Annotated in this window: 27 protein-coding genes; 18 read left to right on the plus strand and 9 right to left on the minus strand. The window is 71.5% G+C overall.

What is annotated here, in order from left to right; all coding sequences use genetic code 11:
* Window positions 1–35: 35 nt before the first annotated feature.
* The gene (locus tag HL652_RS17500; protein WP_171706491.1) at window positions 36–1,046 is read right to left on the minus strand and encodes a LacI family DNA-binding transcriptional regulator; all 1,011 of its coding nucleotides are present in this window, start codon (window positions 1,044–1,046) and stop codon (window positions 36–38) included.
* A 94-nt stretch (window positions 1,047–1,140) separates the two neighbouring features.
* Between HL652_RS17500 and HL652_RS17505 the strand changes: the two genes are divergently transcribed.
* Both HL652_RS17505 and HL652_RS17510 read left to right on the plus strand, forming a co-directional pair.
* Complete coding sequence (locus tag HL652_RS17505; RefSeq protein ID WP_171706492.1) at window positions 1,141–2,265, plus strand: Gfo/Idh/MocA family protein; 1,125 nt, start codon at window positions 1,141–1,143, stop codon at window positions 2,263–2,265.
* Window positions 2,262–3,104 (plus strand): sugar phosphate isomerase/epimerase family protein, encoded by an 843-nt coding sequence (locus HL652_RS17510; protein ID WP_171706493.1) that lies wholly within the window; start codon window positions 2,262–2,264, stop codon window positions 3,102–3,104. Before HL652_RS17505 ends, HL652_RS17510 begins: the two co-directional genes overlap by 4 nt.
* Before the next feature lies 1 nt (window position 3,105).
* On the opposite strand, the gene HL652_RS17515 is transcribed toward HL652_RS17510, so the two are convergent.
* From HL652_RS17515 to HL652_RS17540, 6 genes are read right to left on the minus strand one after another with little or no spacing between them, the layout of a single operon-like run.
* On the minus strand, window positions 3,106–3,993 hold the full coding sequence (locus HL652_RS17515) for a sugar phosphate isomerase/epimerase family protein (protein ID WP_171706494.1): 888 nt from the start codon (window positions 3,991–3,993) through the stop codon (window positions 3,106–3,108).
* On the minus strand, window positions 3,990–4,799 hold the full coding sequence (locus HL652_RS17520) for a sugar phosphate isomerase/epimerase family protein (protein ID WP_171706495.1): 810 nt from the start codon (window positions 4,797–4,799) through the stop codon (window positions 3,990–3,992). The genes HL652_RS17515 and HL652_RS17520 overlap by 4 nt, the downstream gene beginning before the upstream one ends.
* A complete protein-coding gene (locus HL652_RS17525) occupies window positions 4,796–5,560 on the minus strand; it encodes an alpha/beta fold hydrolase (protein ID WP_171706496.1) in 765 nt (254 codons plus the stop codon). Before HL652_RS17525 ends, HL652_RS17520 begins: the two co-directional genes overlap by 4 nt.
* Window positions 5,557–6,279: a ThuA domain-containing protein gene (locus HL652_RS17530; RefSeq protein ID WP_171706497.1), complete on the minus strand. Its 723-nt coding sequence runs from the start codon at window positions 6,277–6,279 to the stop codon at window positions 5,557–5,559. Before HL652_RS17530 ends, HL652_RS17525 begins: the two co-directional genes overlap by 4 nt.
* A complete protein-coding gene (locus HL652_RS17535; RefSeq protein WP_171706498.1) occupies window positions 6,276–7,295 on the minus strand; it encodes a zinc-dependent alcohol dehydrogenase in 1,020 nt (339 codons plus the stop codon). Before HL652_RS17535 ends, HL652_RS17530 begins: the two co-directional genes overlap by 4 nt.
* Complete coding sequence (locus HL652_RS17540) at window positions 7,292–8,227, minus strand: sugar phosphate isomerase/epimerase family protein (protein WP_171706499.1); 936 nt, start codon at window positions 8,225–8,227, stop codon at window positions 7,292–7,294. The genes HL652_RS17535 and HL652_RS17540 overlap by 4 nt, the downstream gene beginning before the upstream one ends.
* Window positions 8,228–8,390: 163 nt before the next feature.
* On the opposite strand from HL652_RS17540, the gene HL652_RS17545 reads away from it, so the two are divergent.
* The 11 genes from HL652_RS17545 to HL652_RS17595 all read left to right on the plus strand — a co-directional run bounded on the left by HL652_RS17545 (window position 8,391) and on the right by HL652_RS17595 (window position 20,669).
* Window positions 8,391–9,203, plus strand: a complete 813-nt coding sequence (locus HL652_RS17545; protein WP_171706500.1) for an AraC family transcriptional regulator — start codon at window positions 8,391–8,393, stop codon at window positions 9,201–9,203.
* Window positions 9,204–9,361: 158 nt separating this feature from the next.
* On the plus strand, window positions 9,362–10,705 hold the full coding sequence (locus HL652_RS17550) for an ABC transporter substrate-binding protein (protein WP_171706501.1): 1,344 nt from the start codon (window positions 9,362–9,364) through the stop codon (window positions 10,703–10,705).
* Between the two features lie 7 nt (window positions 10,706–10,712).
* Entirely contained in the window at window positions 10,713–11,591 is an 879-nt protein-coding gene (locus HL652_RS17555; protein ID WP_171706502.1) for a carbohydrate ABC transporter permease, read from the plus strand.
* The gene (locus tag HL652_RS17560) at window positions 11,588–12,421 is read left to right on the plus strand and encodes a carbohydrate ABC transporter permease (RefSeq protein ID WP_171706503.1); all 834 of its coding nucleotides are present in this window, start codon (window positions 11,588–11,590) and stop codon (window positions 12,419–12,421) included. Before HL652_RS17555 ends, HL652_RS17560 begins: the two co-directional genes overlap by 4 nt.
* On the plus strand, window positions 12,418–13,338 hold the full coding sequence (locus HL652_RS17565; protein ID WP_253743422.1) for a sugar phosphate isomerase/epimerase family protein: 921 nt from the start codon (window positions 12,418–12,420) through the stop codon (window positions 13,336–13,338). The genes HL652_RS17560 and HL652_RS17565 overlap by 4 nt, the downstream gene beginning before the upstream one ends.
* Before the next feature lie 49 nt (window positions 13,339–13,387).
* On the plus strand, window positions 13,388–14,584 hold the full coding sequence (locus HL652_RS17570; protein WP_171706504.1) for a Gfo/Idh/MocA family protein: 1,197 nt from the start codon (window positions 13,388–13,390) through the stop codon (window positions 14,582–14,584).
* Window positions 14,581–15,621, plus strand: a complete 1,041-nt coding sequence (locus HL652_RS17575) for a Gfo/Idh/MocA family oxidoreductase (RefSeq protein WP_171706505.1) — start codon at window positions 14,581–14,583, stop codon at window positions 15,619–15,621. Before HL652_RS17570 ends, HL652_RS17575 begins: the two co-directional genes overlap by 4 nt.
* On the plus strand, window positions 15,614–16,651 hold the full coding sequence (locus tag HL652_RS17580; protein WP_171706506.1) for a Gfo/Idh/MocA family protein: 1,038 nt from the start codon (window positions 15,614–15,616) through the stop codon (window positions 16,649–16,651). The genes HL652_RS17575 and HL652_RS17580 overlap by 8 nt, the downstream gene beginning before the upstream one ends.
* Before the next feature lie 15 nt (window positions 16,652–16,666).
* Window positions 16,667–17,623, plus strand: a complete 957-nt coding sequence (gene iolB / locus HL652_RS17585; protein WP_171706507.1) for a 5-deoxy-glucuronate isomerase — start codon at window positions 16,667–16,669, stop codon at window positions 17,621–17,623.
* The gene (iolD, locus tag HL652_RS17590; protein ID WP_171706508.1) at window positions 17,620–19,602 is read left to right on the plus strand and encodes a 3D-(3,5/4)-trihydroxycyclohexane-1,2-dione acylhydrolase (decyclizing); all 1,983 of its coding nucleotides are present in this window, start codon (window positions 17,620–17,622) and stop codon (window positions 19,600–19,602) included. The genes iolB and iolD overlap by 4 nt, the downstream gene beginning before the upstream one ends.
* Window positions 19,599–20,669 (plus strand): transaldolase family protein, encoded by a 1,071-nt coding sequence (locus HL652_RS17595; RefSeq protein ID WP_171706509.1) that lies wholly within the window; start codon window positions 19,599–19,601, stop codon window positions 20,667–20,669. The genes iolD and HL652_RS17595 overlap by 4 nt, the downstream gene beginning before the upstream one ends.
* 79 nt (window positions 20,670–20,748) lie before the next feature.
* Here HL652_RS17595 and HL652_RS17600 read toward each other — a convergent pair whose 3' ends face one another.
* Window positions 20,749–21,603, minus strand: coding sequence for an HpcH/HpaI aldolase/citrate lyase family protein (locus HL652_RS17600; protein ID WP_216603935.1), 855 nt, complete (start codon window positions 21,601–21,603; stop codon window positions 20,749–20,751).
* Between the two features lie 116 nt (window positions 21,604–21,719).
* Here HL652_RS17600 and HL652_RS17605 point away from each other — a divergent pair, with 116 nt between their 5' ends.
* The 4 genes from HL652_RS17605 to HL652_RS17620 all read left to right on the plus strand — a co-directional run bounded on the left by HL652_RS17605 (window position 21,720) and on the right by HL652_RS17620 (window position 23,558).
* On the plus strand, window positions 21,720–22,169 hold the full coding sequence (locus HL652_RS17605; RefSeq protein ID WP_171706511.1) for a VOC family protein: 450 nt from the start codon (window positions 21,720–21,722) through the stop codon (window positions 22,167–22,169).
* Between the two features lie 103 nt (window positions 22,170–22,272).
* A complete protein-coding gene (locus HL652_RS17610) occupies window positions 22,273–22,641 on the plus strand; it encodes a helix-turn-helix transcriptional regulator (RefSeq protein ID WP_216603936.1) in 369 nt (122 codons plus the stop codon).
* Window positions 22,642–22,712: 71 nt separating this feature from the next.
* On the plus strand, window positions 22,713–23,351 hold the full coding sequence (locus HL652_RS17615; protein ID WP_171706513.1) for a winged helix-turn-helix domain-containing protein: 639 nt from the start codon (window positions 22,713–22,715) through the stop codon (window positions 23,349–23,351).
* Between the two features lie 3 nt (window positions 23,352–23,354).
* Window positions 23,355–23,558 (plus strand): hypothetical protein, encoded by a 204-nt coding sequence (locus HL652_RS17620; protein ID WP_171706514.1) that lies wholly within the window; start codon window positions 23,355–23,357, stop codon window positions 23,556–23,558.
* 322 nt (window positions 23,559–23,880) lie between these two features.
* Here the strand turns inward: HL652_RS17620 and HL652_RS22075 are convergent, their stop codons facing one another.
* Window positions 23,881–24,729, minus strand: coding sequence for a helix-turn-helix domain-containing protein (locus HL652_RS22075; protein WP_371743522.1), 849 nt, complete (start codon window positions 24,727–24,729; stop codon window positions 23,881–23,883).
* Window positions 24,730–24,825: 96 nt separating this feature from the next.
* Between HL652_RS22075 and HL652_RS21980 the strand changes: the two genes are divergently transcribed.
* Entirely contained in the window at window positions 24,826–26,040 is a 1,215-nt protein-coding gene (locus HL652_RS21980) for an OmpA family protein (protein ID WP_171706515.1), read from the plus strand.
* Window positions 26,041–26,043 lie beyond the last annotated feature (3 nt).

Consider the following 26,043-nt stretch of genomic DNA (forward strand, 5'->3'; position numbering starts at 1 on the left):
GCCGTGTCAATACATTTCGCGAAAGTTATTAGAAACTATCGTTCCGTGGGCGCAGTCGCTGTGGATTCACGCACCACGAGCTCGGTGGCGATCTCCACGGCAGGGCCGGAGGGGCGGCCCGCTGCGGTCGCGAGCAGCGCGTCGAGGGCGTGCCGAGCCATGTCGAGAATGGGTTCGCGCACCGTGGTGAGCGGCGGTGCCGCCCACTGGGCGACGGAGACGTCGTTGAACCCCACGACACTGAGATCGGCGGGGATACGGATGTCGAGCCGGCGGGCCGCCTCGTACACGCCGAGCGCCTGCTCGTCCGATGCGGCGAACACCGCCGTGGGCCGGTCGGGCGACTCGAGGAGTGCGAGTCCGGCATCGCGGCCCGCCTCGTAGCCGAACTCGGCGAAGACAAGCCGATCGTCGGCGATGTCGACCCCGCTCGCGAGCGCTGCGGCGCGGAAACCGTCGGCGCGGGCACGACTGAACAGCACGTCTGCCGGTCCCGCGATCATGGCGAGGCGGCGGTGCCCGAGGCCCAGCAGGTGCTCCGTGGCGGTGTAGGCGCCGCGCCAGTGGGTGACGCCGATCGTCGGGGTGTCGGTGTCGTCGCCCGCGTCGCCCGGGTCGATCAACACCGCGGGGATGCCGATCTCGTCGAAGCGCCGGCGCTGTTCGTCGACGGGGCGCACGACGGCGAACACGACGCCGTCGGCGGAACGGGTGGCCACACCCTCCAGCCAGGAGTCATCCCCCGGCCGGGTGCGCGACACGACCACCGACAGACCGCGCTCGAACGCTGCCTCCTCGACGGCCACCACGAGCGCTGTCGACCAGGGGCTGCTCAACTCGCCGAGCACGAGCTCGACGATCCGGCTCGCGGTCGACCTCCGTGGCTCGTACTCGTGCTCCCGCAACATCGCCGACACGCGGAGCCGGGTGGAATCGGAGACCCCGGGTTTGCCGTTCAGCACTTTCGACACGGTGGGCACCGAGACCCCCGCCAGTTCGGCGATGTCGGCGATCGTGACCCGCCCCGATGCGGTGGTCTGGCTCATCTGCGAGGTTCCCCTTTTCACTCGGCGGCGTTGACTCGGCGCTGCAATGCTTATTATCCTCGACCACGATACTTTTGCGAAAGAAAGTTGTGCCATGACAAGGCTGTTCTTGGTAGGCGCGGGCTTCATCGCCCGCGAGCACGCGAATGCCGCGTTCGACCAGCGTGTGATTCCCGGCGAGGTCGAGCTCCACGTGACCGATTCTAATTCGGCGGTGCTCGACGACTTCGTCGACCACTTCCCCCAGGCCATCGCCCACCCCGATGCCACGACCATGTTCGACGTGCCACGGCGTGCCGGCGACATCGCGGTCATCGCCACCCCGCCGGTGTCGCATCACGCTCTCGTGCTGCAGGCGCTCGACGCGGGGCTGCACGTGCTCTGCGAGAAGCCGCTGATGATGACGTCGGCCGAAGCCGCCGACGTCGAGGAGACCGCTCGCGTCACCGGGCTGGTGCTCGAGTGCTGCGACATCCGCTTCGACGCGTTGCCCGCCACCCAGCAGGTGCGACGGGTCATCGCCGACGGCACCATCGGCTCCCCGTACCACGTGACCTTCGTGAACACGGCGCAGCGCGCCCGCACCGGCTTCGACCACCTGGCACAGTCGGGCTGGTTCCGCGACCCGTCGGTCAGCGGCGGCGGCGTGATGATGGACTGGGGCCCCTACGACATCGCGGTGCTCGACGAGGTGCTGCGGCCCGTGCGGGTCGAGATCGTGCACGCCTGGGCGAGCGCACCGCGCACCGGTGGCCCCTTCGAGGAGGAGGCCACGCGCCTCGAGCAGCACGTCGGCGCAGCCATGGTGCTGGAGGACGGCGACGGCACCCGCGTTCCCGTCACCTACGAGCGTGCCGCCGCCACGCACGGTGAGGAGCGCTCGACCGTGCAGGTCGAGGGCTCCGACGGCGCGGTCACCTGGGACTGGCTCGACTGGATGGGCGACGGCTCGGTGCGGCTGAGCGCCGACAGCGCCGGCGCTCCCACGCAGTCGACGACCTCCCACCCCCTCCCCGAGGTGGGCTTCCACGCCCGCCCGCTCGCCCGGATGGTCGGTCTCGTCGACGGGGGCCGCATGGCACCCGAAGAGGCCGTGGCCGTGACCGACGCGGCCGTGTTCCGCTTCGACTGGGTGCGCGCGGTGCTCGAGTGCGCCGAGACCGGGCGACCGGTCACCGTGATGCGCGCCCCCCAGTTGCTCGCGCAGGGTGTCGCATGAGCTGGGCGGTCTACGGCATGGACGTGGGCTTCTACAGCCACACGGGCAGGTACCCGCTGCGCACGCGCTGCGAGATGCTCGCCGATCTCGGCTTCGAGGCCACGAACCTCACCCTCTGGAGCGAGGCCGCGTGGGACGAGCTGCCCGCCCTCGAGCGAACCGCGGCGGCTTCCGGACTCACCGTGGCGTCGCTGTACCTCACCGTCGACCTCGCCGCTCCCCTCGACTCGCCCGACACCGCTCGCGCGCTCGACCTGATCGCGTCGCGGCCCTCCGCCCCCGTCGAGCTCACCCTCACCTCCTCGGCCGAGGGCATGGCTCCGAGCGATCCCGCGGGCGACGCCGCCGCGCTGCGGTTCATCGACGAGGCGCTCGCCCGATCGGGCGGCGACACGGAGCTACGGCTCTACCCGCACTTCGCGTTCTGGATGGAGCGGGTCTCCGACGCCGTGCGGCTCGCCTCCGCTTTCGACGGGGCGCCGGTGGGACTGACCTTCCCCGCCTTCCACGTCTATGCGCTCGAGGGCACGGGCTTCTCCGCGGCGCTCGAGCAGGCGCTCCCCCTCGTGCGCGGGGTCAATACGAACGGCAGCCGGCGGCTCGCCGGTCAGTACTTCCCCGTCACGATCGAGCCGTTGGGCGACGGCGACTTCGACAACTTCTCCTTTCTCGGCCGACTCCGCGACGCGGGGTACGACGGAACGGTCGGCATCCAGGCCTACGGGGTGGGCGGCGACCCGTACGCCGCGTTCGGGCGCTCTCTGCGGGTACTCCGCGACATCGAGTCGCGGCTGGATGCGCATCCTGAGTGGGCGCGCACGGCTCCCGAGACGCTCTGAGCTAGAAGGTCGCCCGCCAGGCCCGCAGCTCGGCCAGGGTCTCGCGCGCCAGGTCGTCCTGGGTCGGCGCGAACGGCCGCCAGATCGATGCGGCGGTGGCGATGGAGGCGTTGTCGGCGGTGAACGACTCGAAACCGAGCATGCCCCGGTAGCCGATCCTCACCAGGTCGTCGCGGATCCCCGCCCAGTCGAGGTGGTCGCGCAGGGGCACCCCGCGGTCGTTGCCGCACACCTGCAGGTGCAGCAGCCTGTCGCCGGCGAGGTCGAAGGCCGCCGAGAGCGACGTCTCCTCGATGTTCATGTGATAGGTGTCGAGGTTGAGCCCGACGGTCTCCGCGGGCAGCGGATCGATCGCCTCGAGCAGCTGCTCGGTGGTGTTGAACAGGCTCGTCTCGTAGCGGTTGAGGGGCTCGACGGCCAGGCGCACGCCCCGCTCGCCGGCGTAGTCGCCGAGCCGGCCCCAGGCGTCACGGAGCTCGGCGATCGCCGCACGGCGTGCCGCGGCGTCGATGCGCCCCGTCCGCCCTACGGAGGTGTACATCGGGCCTATGACGAGGCCGGAGCCCTGGAGCTGCGCGACGTCGATGGCCCGCCGCAGGTAGTCGGACGTGGCGGCGATGACCTCCGGGTCGGCCGCGGCGAGCTCGCGGCCGGGGCCGAGCACCGCGCCGACCGCGGAGACGAGGCCGTGCTCGTGCAGCAGCTCTGCGGCGGCATGGGCATCCCAGTCGCCCGGGTTCTCGAAGGCCAGCTCGATGCCCTCGTAGCCCCACTCCGAGATGGTGGCGACCGTGCGGGCGAGGCGCTCGTCGTCGAGGGGCGAGTGCCACACGAAGGTGTTAACCGCGATCGGCAGGCCGAGCGGCGCGGAGGCGTCGGCGGGGGTCATCGCGAGGCCTCCCTGTCGGCGATCCAGCGGCCGTTCCGGCGGGTGGCGGCGTCGGGGTCGGCCTCCGCGGACGGCGACTCGTCTTCGAAGGTCACCCAGCCGCCGAAGCCGATCGACTCGAGGTGGGCGAGCACTCCCTCGATGTCGACGACACCCTCACCGGTGGGCGCCCAGGTGCCGTCGGCGTGCAGGTCTTTCACGTGAACGTGGTCGACCCGGTCACCCCAGTCGCGCACCACTGCGAGCGGGTCGAGCCCACCCTTCGCGAGATGGCCGAGGTCGGGCGTGAACCCGACACCCTCGGGCAGCAGCTGGGCGAGCACCTCGTAGTCCTCCGGGGTGCGGAACACCGATCCCGCCGGCGAGTTCGCGTGGAAGGTCGTGGCGACGCCGCGCGCCTCGGCCCGGTCGCGGATGTCGCGCACGCAGCACATGATGTGGTGCCGACGCGCCTCGAGATCGCTCCGGTCGGCGCCGGGCAGGGGAACGAGCACGAGGCGGGCGCCGAGCGCCACCGCAGCGTCGATCGCGCGATCGGCGCGGGAGCGCTCCTCGGCGGTCTCGACGTCGGCGAGCCAGTCCTCGGCCACCACCAGTGCGGCCAGGGAGAGGCCGTGGTGCCGGTCGAGCTCGCGCCTGAGCGTCGCCGCATCCCACGGCTCGCCGAGCATCGCGAGCTCGGGCTCGAAACCGGAGAAGCCGGCGCCTGCGACGACGTCGACGAGGTGGCCGACGCGGCCGCGCCAGGTGTCGATGCTCATCTGCCAGCTGTAGGTCTGGCAGGCGTAGCGAAGGCGGTGGGTCATCGGAGCCACTCCCTGACGGTGTCGTTGAACGAGTCGAGTTCTTCCCAGTGGTGCACGTGGCCCGTCGCGAACCGACGGAGTTCCGCCGACGGGATCCCGGCCGCGACCTCGGCGGAGAGGTGCGACCGGATGAAGGCGTCCTGCTCGCCGAGCGTCACGAGGGTGGGGCAGCGGATGCCGGCCAGCCGGTCGAGCGTGAAGTGCGACCTGCACGCAGCCACCTGACTGGCGAAGGCCTCCGCCGACAGCGCGGGCGCGGCGTCCAGGCCCAACGACTGCTCGGTGGCGTGCCGGTTGATGTGGTCGGGGGTCCAGACCAGGTCGCGGAGCGCCTCGTTCAGCAGGCGGTGGTCGCCCGTCGCCCGGAGCCTCCCGAGCAGCGACAGGATGCTCGCGGTGAACGGGTCGACGCGCGCCCACGGGGCGACGAGCACCAGCCGGGAGACGAGCTCCGGCCGTGCGATGGCGAGCTCCTGGGCGATGCAGGCGCCCATCGAGATGCCCGCCACTGCCGCGGGCCCGGCGCCGACCCTCTCGAGGAGCGTGGCGACATCCTTGGCCAGTTCGGCCGTGGTCGCGGGGCCGGCCACCTCGGGCGATCCGGCGCTGCCGCGGTTCTCCACCAGGATGCAGCGGTGCGATTGCGACCAGGCGTCGACGTGTGGCTGCCAGGCCGCCGCCGGGGCGCCGAGCCCCATCAGCAGCACCAGCGGCGGTGCGTCGACGGGACCCTGCTCGGAGTGGTCGAGCGCCACACTCATGCCGCGGCGCCCTCGACGGGTAGCCGCAGGCACCACCGCGCTGCGTTGCGGAGGAATGCGCGCACCTCGGGCTGCAGGAGGTCGTCGGGCGACCCGAGGCTCGTGTAGACGATGCGCTGCCCGCCCCGCTCGCGCGCCCACGCCACCGCGGACGGGGCGGGATCCGTCTCGGGGTCGATCGGGTCGCCGTGCAGCAGCACCACCGCATCGGCGGGCGGGTCGGTGACGTAGAGCCACGAGGTCACAGCGAACCGTCGGGGCAGGTGCGTGAGAATCGGGTGCTCGCCCACCGCCGTCACGCGGGTCGTCGAGCTGTGCCCGTGGTGCCTCGTCCAGGCCGAGCCGATCACCGAGCCGGCGAACGATCGCGCCCACCCCTCCCACGGCGACCCCTCGACGGGGTGGAAGGCGTGATTCGAGGTGCGCAGCGCGAGCAGCGACCCGCCCCGCTCGACGTAGGCGGCGAGCGCCGCCATCTCGTCGTCGGGCAGCACACGGAAGCGGGTGTAGAGCAGCAGGAGGTCGGCGTCGCCGAGACCCTCGGGGCCGTCGAGCCGCCCGAAGCTCGACTCCGGGAACTCCGGGTAGTCCTCCAGCACGTCGGCGACCCGGTAGTCGAGCTCGGCACCGGTGTCCGCGGCGATCGATCGGGCGATCGGCAGCATGGTGCGGTCCGACTCGTACTCCCCCTCGCCCGTGAGCGCGACAATCCTCGTCACAGCGCCTCCTCCCCGAACGGCAGGAGCACGACCTTGCCGCAGCGCCCCGTGTCCTGCAGGTCCATCGCCTCCGAGACCCGCTCCAGATCGAAGCGATCGGTGATGGCGGTGTCGAGGGCGTCGGTCGAAGAGCGGATGGTCGAGATCATGGCACTGCCGTGCACCTGGTGGTTCCAGTGCCAGCAACCGTGGATGTCGAGGCCGAGCGGAACGAGCGGCGGCAGGCTGATGTCGCTCCCCCAGGCGATGATGGCCATGCGCGCCCGCCGGGCGGAGAGCCCCGCGAGCACAGCGGGGTTGGCGGCCACCCCGCTGGTCTCGATCGAGGCGTCGACACCCCAGCCCCCGGTCTCGGCGCGCACCAGCTCGCCGAGCTCGGGGTCGAAGGGGTCGAGCACGCGCGCGCCGAGCGCGGTGGCCAGCTCCACTCGGTGGGGGTGGGTCTCGAGCGCGAGCACCCGCGCACCCCGGGAACGGCCGTGGATGACGGCACCGAGCCCCACCGGCCCGAGGCCGGCCACGAGCACCGTGTCGGTGGCGCCGAGGTGCATCCGGGTCGCGGCGGTGAAGCTCGGCCCGAGCAGGCAGCACGCCGCCGAGGCGTGCAGCAGGTCGATGTCGTCGGGCACGGGCAGCAGCAGCCAGTCGGGCTTCAGCACGTACTGGGCGAAGGTCGCCGTGCCGTAGCTCTGGCCCGTCTCGGCGAGCACGTCGCGGGGGAAGGGGCAGTAGATGTGCTCGCCGGCGGTGCAATAGCGGCACCGACCGCACCCGAACTGCGGCATCACCACGACGCGGTCGCCCACCGACACCCGGTGCGAGCGCCCGGCGTCAACGACGACGCCCGCCGCCTCGTGCCCGAGCGAGTCGGAGAGGTTGCCCGCCCGCCTGTCCTTGTGCTCGGTGCACATCGGGGCGACCACGATCTTCACGACGACGAGATCGTCGTGGGCGACTGGCTCGGGGCGGTCGACGACCTCGACCACGCCGGGTGCCGTGATGGCGGCGGCTCTCATCGGACCTCCTCCTTCGCGCGGCGCTCCAGCAGATCATCCCGCAGCGCGGCAAGCAGCGGAACGGCGGTCGCCGCATCCGTCTCGGTGGTGGGGCAGAAGCAGAAGTCCACCGTCCACCACGCGGCGTCGGCGGCCGCGGAGCCGAGCGCGTCGAGCACGGCCGCGAAGTCGATCTCTCCCGCGCCGAACGGCAGGTGGTTGCTCGTCTCCCCGTCGTGCAGCGACCCGTCGCCGTCGATGAGATGCAGGTGCCGCACGTGCTCGCGCAGCTCGCGCGCCAGCTCGGCCGCGCCGCCGGCGAGGAGCTCGGGATCACGGCCCTGCCGGGCGCCGTGGGCGGCGATGGCGTGGGCGTGCGAGGTGTCGAACAGGATGCCGAAGTTGTCGTGCGCCACGTCGTCGGCGAGTCGCCGGATCTCGCTCGGGCGGTTGAGCCAGAAGCCCGGCTCGAACTCCCAGACGAGGCGGACGCCGTGGTCGCCGAGCAGCTCGGCGGAGGTCCGCCAGGTGCTCACGAGGCGGGCGTAGTCCGGCACCTCGGCGGCCTGCGCCTCGGCCGGCGGGCTGATCGTGTCGACCCGGACGGTCGTGATGCCCGCTGCCTGCGCAAACGCCGCGATGCTGCGCATGCGGGAGAGGTAGTCACGCTCGGCGGCGAGACCGGGCGGGGTCGCGGTGAGATCGGGTGCGAAGGCCGAGACGCCGAGGCCGAGGTCGCGGATGCTCGACGCAAGTTCTGCGGCGGCGCGGCGGTCGTAGTCCTCGTCGTGAGGGTGCGGCCGGAAGCCGTTGATCTCGACCCCGTCGTACCCGGTGCGCGCGCTGTAGTCGAGGAACCGCTGCCAGCTCCAGGGCGCGGGCTCGAACGGCCCGAAGGCGAAAGCCCAGCTGCCGAGGGCGATGCGGGGCGTGGTGTCGACGTCGTCGTCCATGAACAGGTCCTTTGCGTTGCTCGTTCCTCAACGCTAATCAGCGGCCCCGCGGCCCGGCTTGGACGATCCGATCCCTTAATTGGAGAATCCGACTTTCGATGCCCCGCGAGGATTGTGCCGCGCGAGCTCCGCCATCGATGATGGTGCCACACGAGGAGGTGACATGGTGCAACGAGACGACGAGACGATCCTGGCCAGGAGCGCCGCGCTGCTGTCGGTGTTCGACCATGTGCCCGACGTCTTCGTGTTCGTCAAGAACGCCCGCCGCGAGTTCGTCGCCGTCACCCAGCCCTTCGTCACCCTGATGGGCTGCGAATCGGCCGCCGAACTGCTCGGCAAACGCGACGAGGAGCTCTCACCCGAGTACCTCGTCGTGCACTACCGCGACTACGACGAGGCAATCCTCCGCACCGGAGACCCCCTCGTCGACCTCGTGGAGCTCGTGCGCAATCGCGACGGCTCCTACGACTGGTTCATCAGCACCAAGAGCGCCATCCGCGACGAGACCAGTCGCGTGATCGGCATCATGGGGGTCACCCGCAGCCTCACCAACCGCGACCCGGCCGCGGTGCGACTGCTGAGCCTCACGCCGGCGGTCGAACTCATCTCGAGGGAGTTCGCCCGGCCGATCAAGGTCGAGGAGCTCGCGGCCCTGGTGCTCATGTCGCCGAGCCACTTCAACCGCCTGTTCAAGCAGCACTTCGCCACCACACCGTACAAGTACCTCATGAGGGTGCGGCTAATGGCCGCCTGCGACCTGCTGGCCACCACCACCCTCCCAGTGTCGGCCATCAGCTCGCGCACGGGCTTCTACGACGCCAGCCACCTCACGAACGAGTTCCGCCGCGAGCACGGCATGAGTCCGAACGAGTACCGGTCGCGGTTCCGCACGGGCCCGTCGTACCGCACCGAGCGCCTGCCGATGGTGGGCACGGAGGCGGCGACCGCTCCGCCCGCTCCCCTCGCCGCCCTCTGAGGCGGCATCCTCCGAGACGGCGTCCCCTGAGACGACCGCCACCCCGCCGCCCCCCCTCCGCCGGGTCGATCGAACCTGCTCGCGCGCCCCGGCCGCTCGCCCGTATCCCGCACCATCCGCATCCCATCACACCCACAACCACACCCGAGGAGAAGACGATGACGTCATCCCGCCCCACCCGCCGAAGCCTCGCCCGCCTCGGTCTCGCCGCACTCGCCGCGGTCTCCATCGCCGCCACCGCCGGCTGCGCCGGCTCCGGCGACGGCGACTCCAGCGCCAAGGAGATATCGATCATCAACCGCTGGTCCGACCCCATCGGCAAGGCCGCCGCGGAGGAGATGTTCGAGGCCTTCACCGCCGAAACCGGCATCACGGTGAAGAACAACTCGCAGCCCTCGAGCGGCGACACCTATCAGCCCGCGGTGCGCTCGGCGCTGTCGTCGTCGAACGCCCCGAGCCTCGCCGTCGACAACGCCGGCCCCAACACGGCCGAGTACGCCAAGTCGGGCGCCGTGCGCGACATCACCGACTTCTTCGACGAGACGCTCGCCGACCGCTCGAGCGCCGGCGCCACCTCGGGCGAGATGTACGACGGAAAGCTCTACGGCATCAGCGCCGGAGCCGTCGTCGGCAACCTCATCTGGTACAACCCCGACTACCTCGCCGAGTTCGGCATCGACGCCGCCGACATCACCACCTACGAGGAGTGGATGCAGGCGATGGAGACCATCAAGAAGGCGGGCGGCACCCCCATCGTGCTCGGCGCGAAGGACCAGTGGCCGGGTGGCCATTACCTCAACGACTTCGTGCAGCGCGCGCTCGGCTCCGAGCAGACCACCGCACTCTACGAGCGCACCGTGAACCCGGATGCCCCCGACTCACCGAAGTGGACCGATCCGGCCGTCGTCGGCGCCTTCCAGGACTACGTCGACATGAAGCCGCTGTTCCAGGACGGCTTCCTCGGCGAGGCCCAGGCCACCGCCGACAGTCTCTTCCTGAGCGGCGACGTGGGCTTCTACGAGATGGGCAGCTGGTACCTCACCGCCATCCAGAACGCGAAGCCCGACTTCGAGCCCGGAGTGATGCTCTTCCCGGCCCTCGAAGACGGGGCGGGCTCGGGCGACGAGGTCACCCTCGGCAACGACTCCTTGATGGTGAGTGCCGACGCCGACCCCGAGGCGGCAGAGGCCTTCCTCGAGTTCTTCACCCGGCCCGACGTCGCCGCGAAGTTCGGTGCCGCCACGAGCAAGATCATGCCCTACGAGATCGACGAGTCGCTCAGCACGGTCGATGACATCATCGCCCCCCAGTGGGAGGCCATCAACGGCTTCGCCACCGGCGGCGAGGCCGCCCTGTTCAACGACCAGGCGATCGACGTGAACATCTACCAGACCTACATCTGGCAGGGCAGCGTCGGCCTCATGTCGGGCGACGTCACCCCCGAGGAGCTCGCGTCCCAGCTCGAGCAAGCGACCGTCGACGCGCAGAAGGCGAACGGCTGACCCTCCCATGCGCACCACGTGGCAGGCGTACGGGCTGATCGCCCCGGCAGGCATCCTGTACGCCCTTTTCCAGCTGGTGCCGATCCTCGGCGCCTTCGTGCTCAGTTTCACGTCGTGGAACGGCATCAACCTGTCGCGCATCGAGTTCACCGGGCTCGACAACTACGTACGGTTGATGCAAGACGAGTTGTTCTGGCGCGCGGTGCTGCACAACCTCATCGTCGCCCTCCTGGTGTTCGTGTTCATGACCGTCGGCAGCTTCCTGATCGCCGCGATCATCCATGCGGGCATCAGGGGCGGCGCGTTCTTCAGGATCGTCTTCTTCGCCCCGGTGGTCATCTCCTCGGTGGCCATCGCGATGTTGGCGATCTTCTTCTTCAGCCCCTCGCAGGGCCTCATCAACGAGGCCCTGCGAGGGCTGGGGCTCGGGGTGCTGGCCCAGCCCTGGCTCGGCAGCGCCGAATGGGCACTGCCCGCGGTGTCGGCCACCTACATCCTGCAGAACTTCGGCTTCTCGGTCATCCTCTTCCTCAGCGCCCTGACCCAGGTGAACGACGAGATGTGCGAGGCGGCCGAGGTCGACGGCGCGTCTCAGGGCCGCATCCTGTGGGGCATCGTCCTCCCCACCATCCGGCCGATCGCCTCGGTGGTGGTGCTGCTCGGCTTCATCAACTCGTTCCGTCTCTTCGACACGGTGTACGTGATGACCGGGGGCGGCCCCTTTCACGCCTCCGACACCATCGTCACCTACCTCTACGGCACGGCCTTCGGGGGTAACCAGGTCGGCTACGCCAACGCCATCGGGGTCGCGCTGTTCCTCATCCTCTGCGTCATCGCCGTGGTGCAGCTGCGGCTCACCCGTGAGCGGAAGGACGTCATCGCATGAGGTTCTCGCGCTTCACGTCGTTCTCGCGCGCCGTCTCCTACATCTGGCTCGGCGGTCTCGCGCTGATCGTGCTGTTCCCCATCGCATGGCTCACCCTGAGCGTGTTCAAAGACTCGAACGCCATCGTCGCCGATCCTTTCGCGCTGCCCACCGCGCTGTCGTTCGACAACATCGTCGACGCCTGGGAGCAGGGCGACTTCGGCAGGCGGTACCTCAACAGCGCCATCGTCACGATCGTCGCCGTCACGGGCATCCTGGTTCTCGAGGGAGCCGCCGCCTACGCCTTCGCGCGGCTGCGCTTCCCCGGGGCCGCCATCCTGTTCGGCATCTTCGTGGCCGGCCAGCTCGTGCCGTCGCAGGTAATCGTGCTGCCGTCGGCACTGCAGATCTCGGCGATGGGGCTAAGCGACACCCTGGTCTCGCTCATCCTGCAGTACCTCAGCTGGGCGCCCTTCGCCATCCTGTTCCTGCGCGCGGCCTTCATGGCCGTGCCGAAGGAGCTCGAGGAGGCGGCTCGCATCGACGGTGCGGGGCTCTTCACCATCCTCTGGCGGGTCATCCTGCCCATGACGCGCTCGGCCTTCGCCACCGTCGGCACGATTTACGCGTTGTGGATCTGGAACGACTTCCTCTTCCCCCTCGTCTACCTGCAGTCGGCCGACAACTTCACCGTTCCGCTCGGCCTGGCGCAGTTCCAGGGGTCGTACACCACCTACTGGGGCTACCTGGTGGGCGCCATCGTAGTGGCCGTCTGGCCGCCGCTCCTGGTCTACGGGTTGCTCAGCCGGCAACTGCAAGACCGTCTCTCCTTCGCAGGATCGAAAGGATGACCATGCGAGCTCAGGTCGCCGGTGCGCCGGTCAGTTTCGGGGTGTTCGAACTCACCCCCGAGGGGGCCGACGTGATCGGCCCCGATGAGATGGCCGAGGTGCTGCAGAGCACCGGCTACACCGGCATCGACCTCGGCCCGGTCGGCTACCTCGGTCGTGACGCCGCGCTGCGCGATCGGCTCACACGGCACGGTCTCGAGCTGGCCGGCGGATGGATCGACCTCCCGTTCAGCGACGACGCCGCCTTCGAGGCGGCGCTCGGCCGGCTCGACGACGCCCTTGACGTGCAGTCGGCGGTCGTTCCGCCGCAGGCGGGCACGACGCCCGCGCTGCCGCCGCGGCCGACTCTCGCCGACTCGGGCGACGATCGGCGCCGGGCGCACCCGGGAGGCGGCGCCGGCCTCGAGCTCGACACCCGCGGTTGGGACGCGCTCGAGCGCAACGTCGCCCACGCGGTGTCGGTGGTGCGCGCCCGCGGCCTCGAGCCCACGTTCCACCACCACGCCTGCACCTACGTGGAGACGCCCCCCGAGATCGACGAGTTCCTCGCCCGCACCGACGTGGGCCTCACCTTCGACACGGGGCACCTGCTGCTCGGCGGCGGCGACCCGCTCACGGCCTGGAACCGGTGGCGGTCGCGCATCGATCATCTGCACCTCAAGGATGTACGGGTCGACCGGATGCGCGAGGTCACCTCCGCGGGGGGCGGGATGGTCGAGGTCTGGTCGGGCGGCGTCTTCGTGCCGCTCGGCGAGGGCGACCTCGACATCGTCGCGCTGATGGACGCAGTCGCCTCCTCCGACTACGCGGGCTGGGTCGTCGTGGAGCAGGACGTGATGCCCGGCCCCGGCCACGACCGCGCATCCTTCACCCGCGACCACACCGTCAACCGCGAGGTGCTGCGCCGATGGCTGTGACCGCAGCCCGCACGCCTTGCCGCCCCTCCGCTTCCCGAAAGGACCTGTCATGACCGACCTCGCCCCTCCGACCCCCGCGCCCGCCCTGGGCGTCGGCGTGATCGGCTTCGGCTGGATGGGCCGGGTGCACACCCAGGCCTACAGCCGGGTGACGCACCACTTCGACGACCTCGGGTCGACACCTCGCCTGATCGCCGTGGCCGACGAGGTGCCCGGGCGAGCCGCCGAAGCCGCCCGCCGCTACGGCTTCGCCCGCTCGAGCGACGACTGGAGCTCGCTGCTCGCCGACGACGAGATCGAGGCGATCAGCGTGACCGCGCCGAACTTCTTGCACCGCGAAATCGGCGTCGCTGTCGCCGAGGCGGGCAAGCACCTGTGGATCGAGAAGCCCGTCGGCGTGACGGCCGACGACGCCCGGGCCGTGCGCGACGCGGTCGAGCGCGCCGGGGTGCGGGCGACCGTGGGCTTCAACTACCGAAACCCGCCGGCCGTGCGGGCAGCACGCGAGCTGATCTCCTCCGGCTCCCTCGGTGAACTCACGCATGCCTCGTTCCGGCTGCTGAGCGACTACGCCGCCGACCCCGCCGGCGCGCTGTCGTGGCGCTACGCCTTCGCCACGGCCGGTCACGGCGTGCTGGGCGACCTCGCCGTGCACGGGCTCGATCTCGCCTGGTTCCTCATGGGCGACGTCGCCGAGGTCGTGGCCGACACCACGGTGTTCATCGGCGAGCGCGCCGTGCCCTCCGGGGCAACGAGCGGGCACCAGCGGGTCGAGGGCGGAACCATGGGGCAGGTCGAGAACGAGGACTACCTTGCGGGCATCTTGCGCTTCACGAGCGGCGCCCGGGCCACCGTCGAGGTGAGCCGGGTCGCCGTCGGCGAGCAGAACGACTACGGCTTCACCGTGCACGGAACCCGCGGCAGCGTCTCCTGGGACTTCAGGCGGCTGGGCGAGCTGCAGGTGAGCCGCGGCGACCGCTACCAGGACCTCCCGGTGTCCAGGACCTTCGCGGTGCCGGGAGACGGCGACTACGCGGCCTTCCAGCCGGGGGCGGCGATCAGCATGGGCTACGACGACCTCAAGGTCATCGAGGCGGCCGGCTTCCTCCGCTCTATCGCCGACGGTGCGCCCCACGGGGCCGGCCTCGACGACGCCGTGCGCGCCGCCGAGACCGCCGAGGCGCTGTCGGACTCCGCCGCCACCGGCCGCTGGGTCTCGGTCGCGTCGTCGGGGGTGGCGCGATGACCGCCGCGGAGCCGCGCAGCGTGCGCGTCGGCGTCATCGGTGCCGGCATCATGGGCGCCGACCACGCCCGCATCATCGACGCCTTCGTGGGCTCGGCCCGGGTCGAGGCGGTCGCCGACGTCGACCGGGCGCGCGCGCAGGCCGTGGCGGAGAGGATCGCGGCTCGCCATGGCACATCCGTCCGCGCTCCCCGGGTGAGCCCGGACGCGCGGTCGCTCATCGACGACCCCGAGGTCGACGCCGTCATCATCGCGTCGCACGACTCCACCCACGCCGAGCTCGCCCTCGCGTGCCTCGCCGCCGGCAAGCCGGTGCTCTGCGAGAAGCCCCTGGCCCCGACGGTCGAGGAGTGCCGGCGGGTCGTCGAGGCCGACGACCGGGCTGCCGCGCTGCACGGGCGCCGGCTGGTGTCAGTGGGCTTCATGCGCCGCTTCGACCCCGCCTACGCCGAGCAGAAGGCTGCCGTCACGGCCGGCGACATCGGCACGCCGCTCCTCGTGCACGGCATCAGTCGCGGGGTCTCCTCGGCGCCGGGCTCCACCAGCGAGGGCAGCATCACGGGCTCGGCCATCCACGAGTTCGACACCATCCCGTGGCTGCTCGACAGCCCGATCACGGCCGTCAGCTGGCAGGCGCCCCGGGCGACCGGGACAGAGACGGGACTGCAGGACCCGCAGGTGATGCTCATCCGCACGGCCGACGGAGTGCTGTCGACGCTCGAGACCTTTCTCAACGCCCGCTACGGCTACGACATCCTCTGCGAGGTCGTCGGCGAGACCGGCACCCGGGCGCTGCGCGACCCCGCCCGGGTGGTGGCCAAGGGCTCGCTCGCCACGTCGCTCAGCTTCGCGCCCGACTGGAGGCAGCGCTTCGAAGACGCCTATCGGCTCGAGCTCACCGCCTGGATCACCGCGCTGCAGGACGGCTCGGAGTCGCCTCTCGCCACCGCTCGCGACGGGCTCGCCGCCACCGCGGTCGCCGCCGCCGCCATCTCGTCGATGAACTCCGACGGGCGCTGGGTGCAGATCGATGACTGAGTTCCCCCGCACCCTACCGGCCCCGCGCACCCCCGACCCCCGCGATGCTCCGTCGCTCCGCTGGGGGGTGGTGGGCACGGGGTGGATCGCGGAGCGCTTCGTCGCCGCCCTCCTGGCCGGCACCGGCCAGCGGGTCGCGGCCGTCGCCTCGCGGTCGCTGCCCCGCGCCGAGCGCTTCGTGCGCGAGAACGCTCCCGCCGGTGCCGTCGCCTACGGCCGTTACGAGCAGCTGTACTCAGACCCCCAAGTCGACGTCGTCTACGTCGCGACCCCGCACACCGAGCACCTGGGCTCCGCTCTCGACGCGATCGCCCACGGCAAGCACGTGCTGGTCGAGAAACCGATCGGGCTCGACGCGGTCGAGGCCGCCCGCGTGCGGGATGAGGCCGAGGCGGCCGGGGTCTTCTGCGCCGAGGCACTCTGGTCGGCGTTCCTGCCGAAGTTCGACGTAATCCGTCAGCTACTCGAGGACGGGGTGCTCGGCAGCATCCAGACCGTGCAAGCCGAGGTGGGCGAGCGGCTGCCCGAGTCGCACCGCATCTTCGACCCCTCGCTCGCCGGAGGCCCTCTCCTCGACCTCGGCACCTACCCCGTGGCGCTCGCCACCGCGGTGCTCGGCGACCCCGACACAGTCGTCGCGCGCGGCATCGCGCATCCCCTCGGCGTGCTCGCCCAGGTCGGCGCGGTGCTCGGCTACCCGGGCGCGCAGGCGGTGCTGCACTCCACCCTCGCGGCAGACACCCCCGTCTCGGCGGTCGTGGCGGGTGAACGCGCCACCATCGTGTTCCCCCGCGACTTCTACCTGCCGGGTGACTTCGAGCTGCGCGGCCCCGGAGGTCGCGTGCTGCAGCACAGCGAGCCCGCCGTGCGCCACGAGTCGTTGCACTTCGAGGCGGCGGAGGTCGCCCGCTGCATCGCCGAGGGCCGCACCGAGACGCCGCTGCGCCGGCCAGCCGAATCGGTGCTCACGCTCACCGTCATGGATGCCATCCGCCGTGAGGCCGGCGACCGGCACCCCGAACGCGCCTGACCCGGAGAGGACACCATGACCGCAGACCACACCGCGGAGACCCGCTGGGTACACCGGCGCGGCGAGCTCGCGCGCGACGGCTGGGAGAGCGTGGTCGACGCCTCCCTGCCGGGCTGCTCGCACACCACCCTGCGGGTCGCCGAGCTCGGCCCGGGCGAGCGCCTCGATCTCGGGCCGGCAGGCACCGAGCGCCTCGTCGTCCCGCTGGCCGGGTCGTTCGAGGTGGAGCACGAAGACGGGGCGGCGCCCCCTTCTGTCAGCACGCTCGCGGGTCGCCGGTCCGTGTTCGACGGGCCGACCGACGTGCTCTACCTGTCTTGCTCGACGACGGGCACGGTGCGCGGCGAAGGCCGGGTGGCGGTGGCGGGATCGCCCACGAGCGAATGGCATCCTTCGCGCATCGTGCGGAGCGACGAGGTGCCCGTCGAGCTCCGCGGCGCGGGTCGCTCCAGTCGTCAGGTGCACGATCTCGGCACGCCGGCGGTGCTGGAGGCGGCCCGATTGATCGTGTGCGAGGTCATCACACCGGCCGGCAACTGGTCGTCGTATCCCCCGCACAAGCACGACGAGTCGGTTCCCGGCCACGAGACGCGGCTCGAGGAGATCTACTACTTCGAGTCGGCACCCGAGCGCGACCCGCAGCAGGCCGTCGCTGGTGCCGACGCTCCCGACCCCGCCGCCGCCTTCGGGCTGTTCAGCACCTCCTCGTCGCCGGCCGGTGCGATCGAGATCGACGCCCGGGTGCGGTCGGGCGACATCGCCCTCGTGCCCTACGGCTATCACGGCCCGGCCGTCGCGGCCCCCGGCTACGACCTCTACTACCTGAACGTGATGGCGGGCCCCGGCCCCGAACGCGCCTGGCTGATCAGCGACGATCCCGCACACGCCTGGGTGCGACGCGGCTGGCTCGCCGAGCCGGTCGACCCGCGTCTGCCGTTCCTCGCCCCGTCTCCGGAAGGACCACGACCATGACCACCCAGCGGATGACCGTCGCCCAGGCGCTGATGAGCTTCCTCGCCCACCAGTGGACCGTCGACGGCGCCCACCGCGAGCGCACCGTGGCGGGCACCTTCGGCATCTTCGGCCACGGCAACGTCGCGGGCATCGGGCAGGCCCTCCACCAGCTCGACCTCGACGAGCCCGGCCTCATGCCCTACCACCAGGCCCGCACCGAGCAGGCGATGGTGCACCAGGCCGTCGGGTACGCCCGGATGCGCCGCCGGCTCGGCACCTTCGCCTCGGCGGCCTCGGTGGGTCCGGGCGCCGCCAACATGCTCACCGGCGCAGCCCTCGCCACCGCGAACCGCCTTCCGGCCCTCCTGCTGCCGAGCGACACCTTCGCCACCCGGGTCGCCGACCCCGTGCTGCAGCAGCTCGAGCTGCCCCACGACACCGGTGTGCAGGTCACCGACGCCTTCCGGCCGCTCTCGCGCTACTTCGACCGCGTCCAGCGACCCGAGCAGCTCTTCTCCATCGCGCTCGCCGCGATGCGCGTGCTCACCGACCCCGCCGAGACCGGGGCCGTCACCATCGCGCTCCCCGAAGACGTGCAGGCGGAGGCCGTCGACGTGCCGGAGGAGTTCCTGCGTGACCGTGAGTGGCATCTGCGCCGGCCTCTGCCCGAGCGTGGAGCGCTCGAGCGCGCGGCCACGGCGATCGCGCGCGCCCGCCGGCCCCTCGTCATCGCCGGTGGCGGCGTGATCTACTCCGGTGCCGAAGACGCGCTGCGCCGATTCGCGGAGTCCACGGGCATCCCGGTCGCCACAACCCAGGCGGGCGGCGGGTCGCTGGCGTGGGACCACCCGCTCTCCCTCGGCGGGGTCGGGGCGACGGGCAGCCGGGCAGCGAACGACGTCGCGGCGGCGGCCGACGTGGTGATCGGCATCGGCACCCGCTACAGCGACTTCACCACGGCCAGCCGCACCGCCTTCCAGAACCCCGACGTGCTGTTCGTGAACGTCAACGTGGCATCCTTCGACGCCTACAAGCACGGCAGCGAGCTGCCGGTGGTCGCCGACGCGCGCGAGGCGATCATCGGCCTAGAGCGATCGTTGGAGCGCTACCGAGTGCCGAGTTCGTTCTCGGAGCACGTCGAGCGGCTGCGCTCCGAGTGGATCGCGACCGTCGACGAGGCGCTCGCCCCCACCGGAGCGGAGATGCCCGGCCAGCCCGAGATCATCGGCGCGGTGCGCTCTGCTGCCGGCGAGCGCGACGTGGTGGTGCAGGCGGCCGGGTCGCTGCCCGGCGACCTGCACAAGCTGTGGCGGGTGAGCGATCCGCTCGGCTACCACGTCGAGTACGCCTTCTCGTGCATGGGCTACGAGATCGCGGGGGGCCTCGGCGCGCGGCGGGGTGTGCTCGCCGGCGGGCTCGGCGACCGCGATGTCATCGTCATGGTGGGCGATGGCTCGTACCTCATGCTGCACACCGAGCTCGTCACCGCCGTCGCGGAGGGGCTCAAGATCGTCGTGGTGCTCATCCAGAATCACGGCTACGCCTCCATCGGGCATCTCTCCGAGACCGTGGGGTCGGAGCGGTACGGCACTCGCTACCGCGACGCTGCCGACCCGGAACGCCTCCTGCCGGTCGACCTCGCGGCGAACGCTCGCAGCTACGGCGTCGACGTGATCGAGGTGCAGGCCGGGCCGGATGTCGTCGCGCGGCTGTCGGATGCGGTGCGCGCGGCGAAGGCCTCACCCCGGTCGACCGTCATCCACGTCGAGAGCGATCCTCTGGTCTACGCGCCCGACGGCGCGGGCTGGTGGGACGTTCCGGTGGCGGAGGTGTCGACCGTGCGGTCGACCCGGGAGGCGCATGAGACCTACTTGTCGCACCGGGCGTCTCAGCGGCCGCTGCTGGGCTCGCCCACATCCCCCGTCCACCGGGATTCCATCTCCGGTCCCGAATCCACATCCGCATCCGCATCCGCATCTGAAGGGCGACCCTCGTGACCGCACCCCTCTCCCCCCTGCTCGAGGCCACCCGCCGCTTCCCGACTCGGCTCTGGAACGACTCCGCCGACCCCGACGAGCTCACCCGCTCGATCGCGTTCGGGGCCGTCGGCGCCACCTGCAACCCGGTAATCGCGCTGGCCGCCATCCGGAAGCGGCTCGACGTCTGGGGCCCGCGCATCCGTGAGCTGGCCGACGAGCGGCCGACCGCCGGCGAGTCCGAGCTGGGCTGGGCCGTGGTCGAAGAGCTGTCGGTGCAGGCCGCGGCGCTGCTCGAACCGAGCTTCGAGGCTTCGGGCGGCCGGGACGGCAGGCTATCCGTCCAGACCGACCCCCGGTTGCACCGCGATGCCGACGCGCTCGTCGCCCAGGCGGTGCGCTTCTCGGAGCTCGCCCCGAACATCATCGTGAAGATCCCGGCCACGTCGACGGGCATCCGGGCGATCGAGGAGGCGACCTACCGCGGCGTGAGCATCAACGCCACGGTGAGCTTCACGGTCGCCCAGGCCGTCGCGGTGGCCGAGGCGATCGAGCGCGGGCTCGACCGGCGGGCCGACGACGGTCTCGACGAGCACGAGTTCGGTTCGGTCGTCACCATCATGGGCGGCCGCCTCGACGATTGGCTGAAGTCGTGGGTCGCCGACCAGCGCATCCTCATCGACCCCGGCGCCATGGAATGGGCGGGGGTGGCGGCCCTGAAGAAGGCACACGCTCTCTTCCGCGAGCGGGGCTACCGGTCGCGCGTGCTGTCGGCGGCGTTCCGCAACCACCTGCAGTGGTCGGAGCTGCAGGGGGGCGACCTCGTGGTCTCGCCGCCGTTCGACTGGCAGGCCCGCATCGACGAGAACGCCCTGCCCGTGCTCGAGCGGATCGACGAGCCCGTACCGGCCGCCGCGCTGGCCGAACTCAGGCGCCTGTCGGAGTTCCACCGCGCCTACGACGAGCACGGCCTGTCGATCGAGGAGTTCGACACCTTCGGCGCCACCGTCAGAACCCTCCGCCAGTTCCTCGAGGCCGACGCTCAGCTCGATGCCCTCGTACGCGACATACTTGTGCCGGCGGTGTGAGAACTCGAGAGCTTGACCCGTGCACGACGCGATGGTCGAAGGCCATCGGCAGCTCGTCTAGGCACGCCGCCCGATACAACTAGCTCCGGCGCCTCTTCCGCTCCACCGCAGCGCGGATGCGGCGGGCGCGTTCGGTGACGGGGCGGTCGACCATGGTGCCGTCGACGCTCGCGACACCCTCCCCGTCGCCCTCCGCCGCGAGGATGCGCTCGGCCCACGCCACCTCGTCGGCGGTGGGGGCGAAGGCCTCGCGCACGGCGTCGAGCTGACGGGGGTGGATGCAGAGCTTGCCGCCGAAGCCGAACGAGCGAGCGCGGGCGGCCGCGGCGCGCACGGGGTCGAGGTCGGTGAACTCGACGGAGGGCGAGTCGAGGGGCCCGGCGAGTCCCGCGACGCGGGACGCGAGGGTGAGCTGGAAGCGGGCGATGTCGACGACCTCGGGCGCGGTGGTGTCGAGGTCGAGCGCGAGGTCGATGCCCCCTAGGGCCAGCCGCGCGACCCCCGGCGTCTGCGCGAGGGCGGGTGCCGCGGCGAGCCCCGCCGCGCTCTCGACGAGGGGGATGATGCCGGCGTCGCCGGCGCGCATCCGTACCGCCTCGATCGCGTCGGGCGACTCGGTCTTCGCCAGGGCCACGCCCACGAGACCCCCGCCGATCGTCGCGAGCAGCTCGAGGTCGGCGGTGTGCTCGGGCGATGCGGCTCCGTTCACCCGCAACACGAACGACGACGGATGCGCGGCGACGGCCTCGACGACCGCCTCACGGGCGAGGGCTTTGCGGTCGGCCGCCACCGCATCCTCGAGATCGACGATGACGAGGTCGGCGCCGCTCGCGAGGGCCTTGCCGAAGCGATCGGGGCGGTCGCCCGGCACGAACAGGGCCGTGGTGGCCGCGGAGAGTCGGGCGGAGGGGTGGGGCTGCTGCGCGATGCTCACCTGTCGATCATGGCGCATGTCGATTGCGGACAGAAAGCGACCTGAATGCTCGAGAGGGTGGATGCAGTGCCGGACAGTCCGGCCGGCGGCTCCGCCGCGACCCCCTAGGAGACCTCATGTCGACCTCACCCGTTGCCCACCTCAACTTCCACGGCCAGGCCCGCGAGGCCCTCGAGTTCTACGCCGGGGTGTTCGACGGCACCACGAGCATCCGCACCTACGGCGACTTCGGCATGCCGGCCGCGCTGCCCGACGCCGACAAGGTCGTGTTCGGGCGGGTCGACGGCGCCGACGGCTTCGCCGTGATGGCCTACGACGTGCCGGGCGCTGCGGAAGGGTCGCTGCAGGGCGGCTCGACCTCGCGGCGGGATGGCGTGACGATCACCGACCAGCCGTTCTTCCTCGCCCTCGACGCCCCGACGCTCGAGGCCGCAGAGCTCAGGTGGTCGGCCCTCGCCGTAGGCGCGACCGTGGTCGAGCCGCTCGCCGCGTCGGCCTGGTCGGCCGGGTTCGGCATGCTCACCGACCGCTTCGGGGTGACCTGGACGGTGAGCGTGGCCGGCTGACCGGCAGCGCCGAGCGGGGTGCGGCGGGGCGGGGTGCGGGGCGCGGTGCGGGGTGCGGCGGCGCGTGTCAATCCGCCGCGCCCCGCGGCTCCGAATGTCGATCATGGGCCACAGTCTCCCGGTCGCACTGGCGTGCCGGTACATCCACGCGAACGCCCACCGCGACATCGGCCTCGACGACATCACCCAGGCTGCCCGTCTCTCGCCGCGAGGGCTGCAGTACGCGTTCCGCAAGCAGTTGGGCGTCACCCCGCTCGGATACCTGCGTGAGGTGCGACTGGCGCGTGCTCATGACGATCTGCTCGCCGAGGGTTCGGCGCCGGAGCGCCACGCGACCGTGAACGAGATCGCACGGCGCTGGTTCTTCACGCATCCGTCGCGCTTCGCGGCAACGTACTTCGCGGCGTACGGCGTCTACCCGAACGACGAGTTGCGACCCGCTCACGCCTCGGGGCCTCTCGCTCGCGGATAGGCGCGTGGCGCGGGCCGGCGAGTTGCAAAGAATCGCTTGCAACATTTCCTTTGCAGAGATAGCTTTGCATCATGAGCGAAGAGGAGACGAGGCGGCCGGCTGACCGCTCACTCGACATGACGGCGCTGCGGGGTCTCGCGCATCCGTTGCGGGTACGGATGCTCGACGTGCTGTCGACGTACGGCCCGCAGACCGCGAGCAGTCTCGCCGAGCGGCTCGCCGAGTCGTCGGGGGTGACCAGCTACCATCTGCGACAGCTGGAGCAGCACCACTTCATCCGCGAGGTCAAGGGGCGGGGCACCGCGCGGGAGCGGTGGTGGGAGCGCGTGCCCGGCGGCATCTCGATCGACAGCGCCACCCTGCCCTCCACCGCTGCCGCCCGCGCGGCGAACGCCATCGTCACCACGGAATGGCACCGCAATCGTGAGGCGCTGCTCGGCGACTTCGTACGCCGCGGTGAGCACGAGCTCAGCCGCGACTGGATCGAGGCGTCGGTGGTGAACACCGCCAACGCGCGGGTCACCAGCGAGCAGCTGGCCGAGCTCACCGCCGAGCTCGAGCGGGTGACCGACGAGTTCCTCGACCGGCACCGCCACCAGTTCGGAACCGACCTGCCCGGCACGCGGCCGGTGCAGATACAGCTGAGTGCTTTCCCGGTGCTCGATGCCGGAGAAGCGCCCGACCCCCGCAGCACGCACAGTGAGGAGTAGACCATGACCGCCATTCAGAGCGCCCCGCGTGGGGTCGATCTCGTCGCCATCCGGCTCGGCACGCTGCTGCAGCGGTGGGGGCGCGAGCGCGCGGGTCGTCGCGCCCTCGAGTTCGAGCGGATCGACCCGCGTGACCACCAGCGCATGCTCGCCGAGCTCGAGTCTGCGCGAGCGCAGCGCGAGGCGTGGGTGCCGCGCATCCGGTGACCTCAGCGCGGGATGCGCGGCGGCGCCGGGCTAGGAGCCGCCGGCTCGGCCGCCACCGGTCTCCGGCATCGTCGGTTCAGGCGTCAACCCTCTCCGGCATCACCGGTTAAGGCGTCACCGGACTCGTGCGACGCAGGTTCAGGCGTCACCGGACTCGTGCGACGCAGGTTCAGGCATGACCGGGCCACAATGACGCGGGCTCCAGCATCACCGGTTTCGGGTGCCGGGTCAGGGGTCGCCAGCTCGGGCATCACAGGGGCTGAGGCGTCGCCGACTCGGACATCGCGAGCTCGACCTCGGGCTCGGGCTCGGGCTCGGCCAGCTAAGGCGTCGCCAGCTCGGGCGTCGCCGGCTCCACCTCGAAGTACAGGTGGGTGTGGAGGCTGCAGCCGGGGTTGAAGGGGGCGGCGCACTCGGGGCAGCCGGTGGTGGCGAGGTAGTCGGCGATGGTGAGCTCGCTGCCGCACACGCCGCAGAGCACGGCTCGGCGGACGCGGTCGGCGAGCGGCCAGACCGCGGGCGGGTGGTCGGCGGTCTGCTCGTGGCAGAGGTGACAAGGGTAGTAGTCGCCGCAACAGGCGAACCGGATGGCGATGACATCGAGAGGGCCGCGATAGTGCACGCACCGCGTCTCATCGTCGACAGTGGGCCCCAGCACGCGCGGGCGCGGGTGGGTGGCGGCGTCCACAGCGCGCGTGGCCGTGGCCGCGTGCACAGCGGCGCGCGCGGGTGCGGCGGCGGGCACCGGCGCGGGCGGCGCCGCGGGGCGGGCGGGTTTTCGGGGGCGGGTGAGGATCATGGTGCGGCAGCTGGGCACGACGAGGAGGTCGCTGTGGTCGCGGGCGCGGTAGGCGGCGGGGGACTCGCCGACGAGTTCGGTGAACTTGGTGGTGAACGATCCGAGGCTGGTGCAGCCGACGGCGATGCAGACGTCGCGCACGGTGAGGTCGCCGGCGCGCAGCAGCGCCTTCGCCCTCTCGATGCGGCGGGTCATGAGGTAGGAGTACGGCGTCTCGGAGTACGCCTCACGGAACCGCCGGCTGAAGTGCGCCGGCGACATGAGGGCGGTGCGTGCCAGTGAGGCGACGTCGAGCGGGTGGGCGAACTCCCGGTCCATGCGGTCGCGGGCGCGACGCAGCAGGCGCAGTTCGTCGAGCTCGGGCGCGGCCATCCACCCATTCTGCCGCTCCTCCGTGCGCGACGACATGTCGCGAGATCGCGACAGCTCGGCGACCCGTCTGCGACAGGTCTTCAATAGCGTGGAGACATGCACTCCCCCGCCCGTCTGACCGCTGCCGCCTCCGCCCTCACATTGGCCCTGACGCTCGCCGCGTGCTCAGCCCCGAGCGCCACCGACGGCTCCGACGGCGCCGGGCCCCGCAGCACCAGCACCGCGACCCCGAGCGCCCCGGCCGGCCCTGCCGGCCCCGCCCGCGCATCCGTCGCCACCGTCGCGGGGTACGACGTGGGCGACTTCCCGCCCGTGCCGCTGTTCACGCTGCCCGACCTGGCGCTGCTCGACGCGTCGGCCTCGGCGTTCACCATCGACGTGCGCTCGGAGCTCGTCGACGTGCCGGGGGTCGAGGTCGCCCCCGCCCACTGCGATGCTTCGGGCGCCGTGGTCTCAGGCGACGGCAGCGCCTTCCTCTACGGTGACGAATCGGGCAGCTACACCGGACCCGACGGCACCACCCGGAACTACGGCGACGGGTCGGGCTCCACCACGATCAACGGCGTGGCCATCGAGAACTACGGCGACGGGTCGGGGGCGTACAGCGACGGTGTGACGAGCATCCAGAACTACGGCGACGGATCGGGCAGCTACAGCGACCCGACGATGAGCGTCGAGGTGTACGGCGACGGGTCGGGAACGTCCAGCGCGGGGGCGGTGCGCATCCAGAACTACGGCGACGGATCGGGCAGCTTCACCGACGGCACCGTCGAGATCGAGAACTACGGCGACGGGTCGGGGCGCTACAGCGACGGGCGCCTGAGCATCGAGAACTACGGCGACGGCACGGCTCGGGTCGACGGCGAGATCGTCGACGCCGAGCCCCTCGCGACGGTGCCGCCGCTCGGCGTCTTCCCCCCTCTCGCCGCGCTGGCACCCGTCGAGAGCTGCGGTACCACCATCACCGTGCGCGACGGGGTGCTGTTCGACTTCGACCGCAGCGAGGTGAGAGCGGATGCGGCTGCCGTGCTCGGCAGACTCGCCGACGCCCTGCAACGGGCGGCGATCGGCTCGGCCGTCGTGTCGGGGCACACCGACTCCATCGGCACCGACGACTACAACCAGACGCTCTCCGAGGCACGGGCCGACTCGGTGGTCGCCGCGCTGCGCTCGGCCGGGGTGACGGCGGAGCTCAGCGCCGAGGGGTTCGGTGAGTCGCGCCCGGTGGCGGCGAACGAGCTCGACGGTGCCGACAACCCGGCCGGGCGGCAGCTCAACCGCCGGGTCGAGATCTTCGTGCCGGCGCGATGAGCC

The sequence above is a fragment of the Herbiconiux sp. SALV-R1 genome (genome assembly GCF_013113715.1).
GTDB lineage: Bacteria > Actinomycetota > Actinomycetes > Actinomycetales > Microbacteriaceae > Herbiconiux.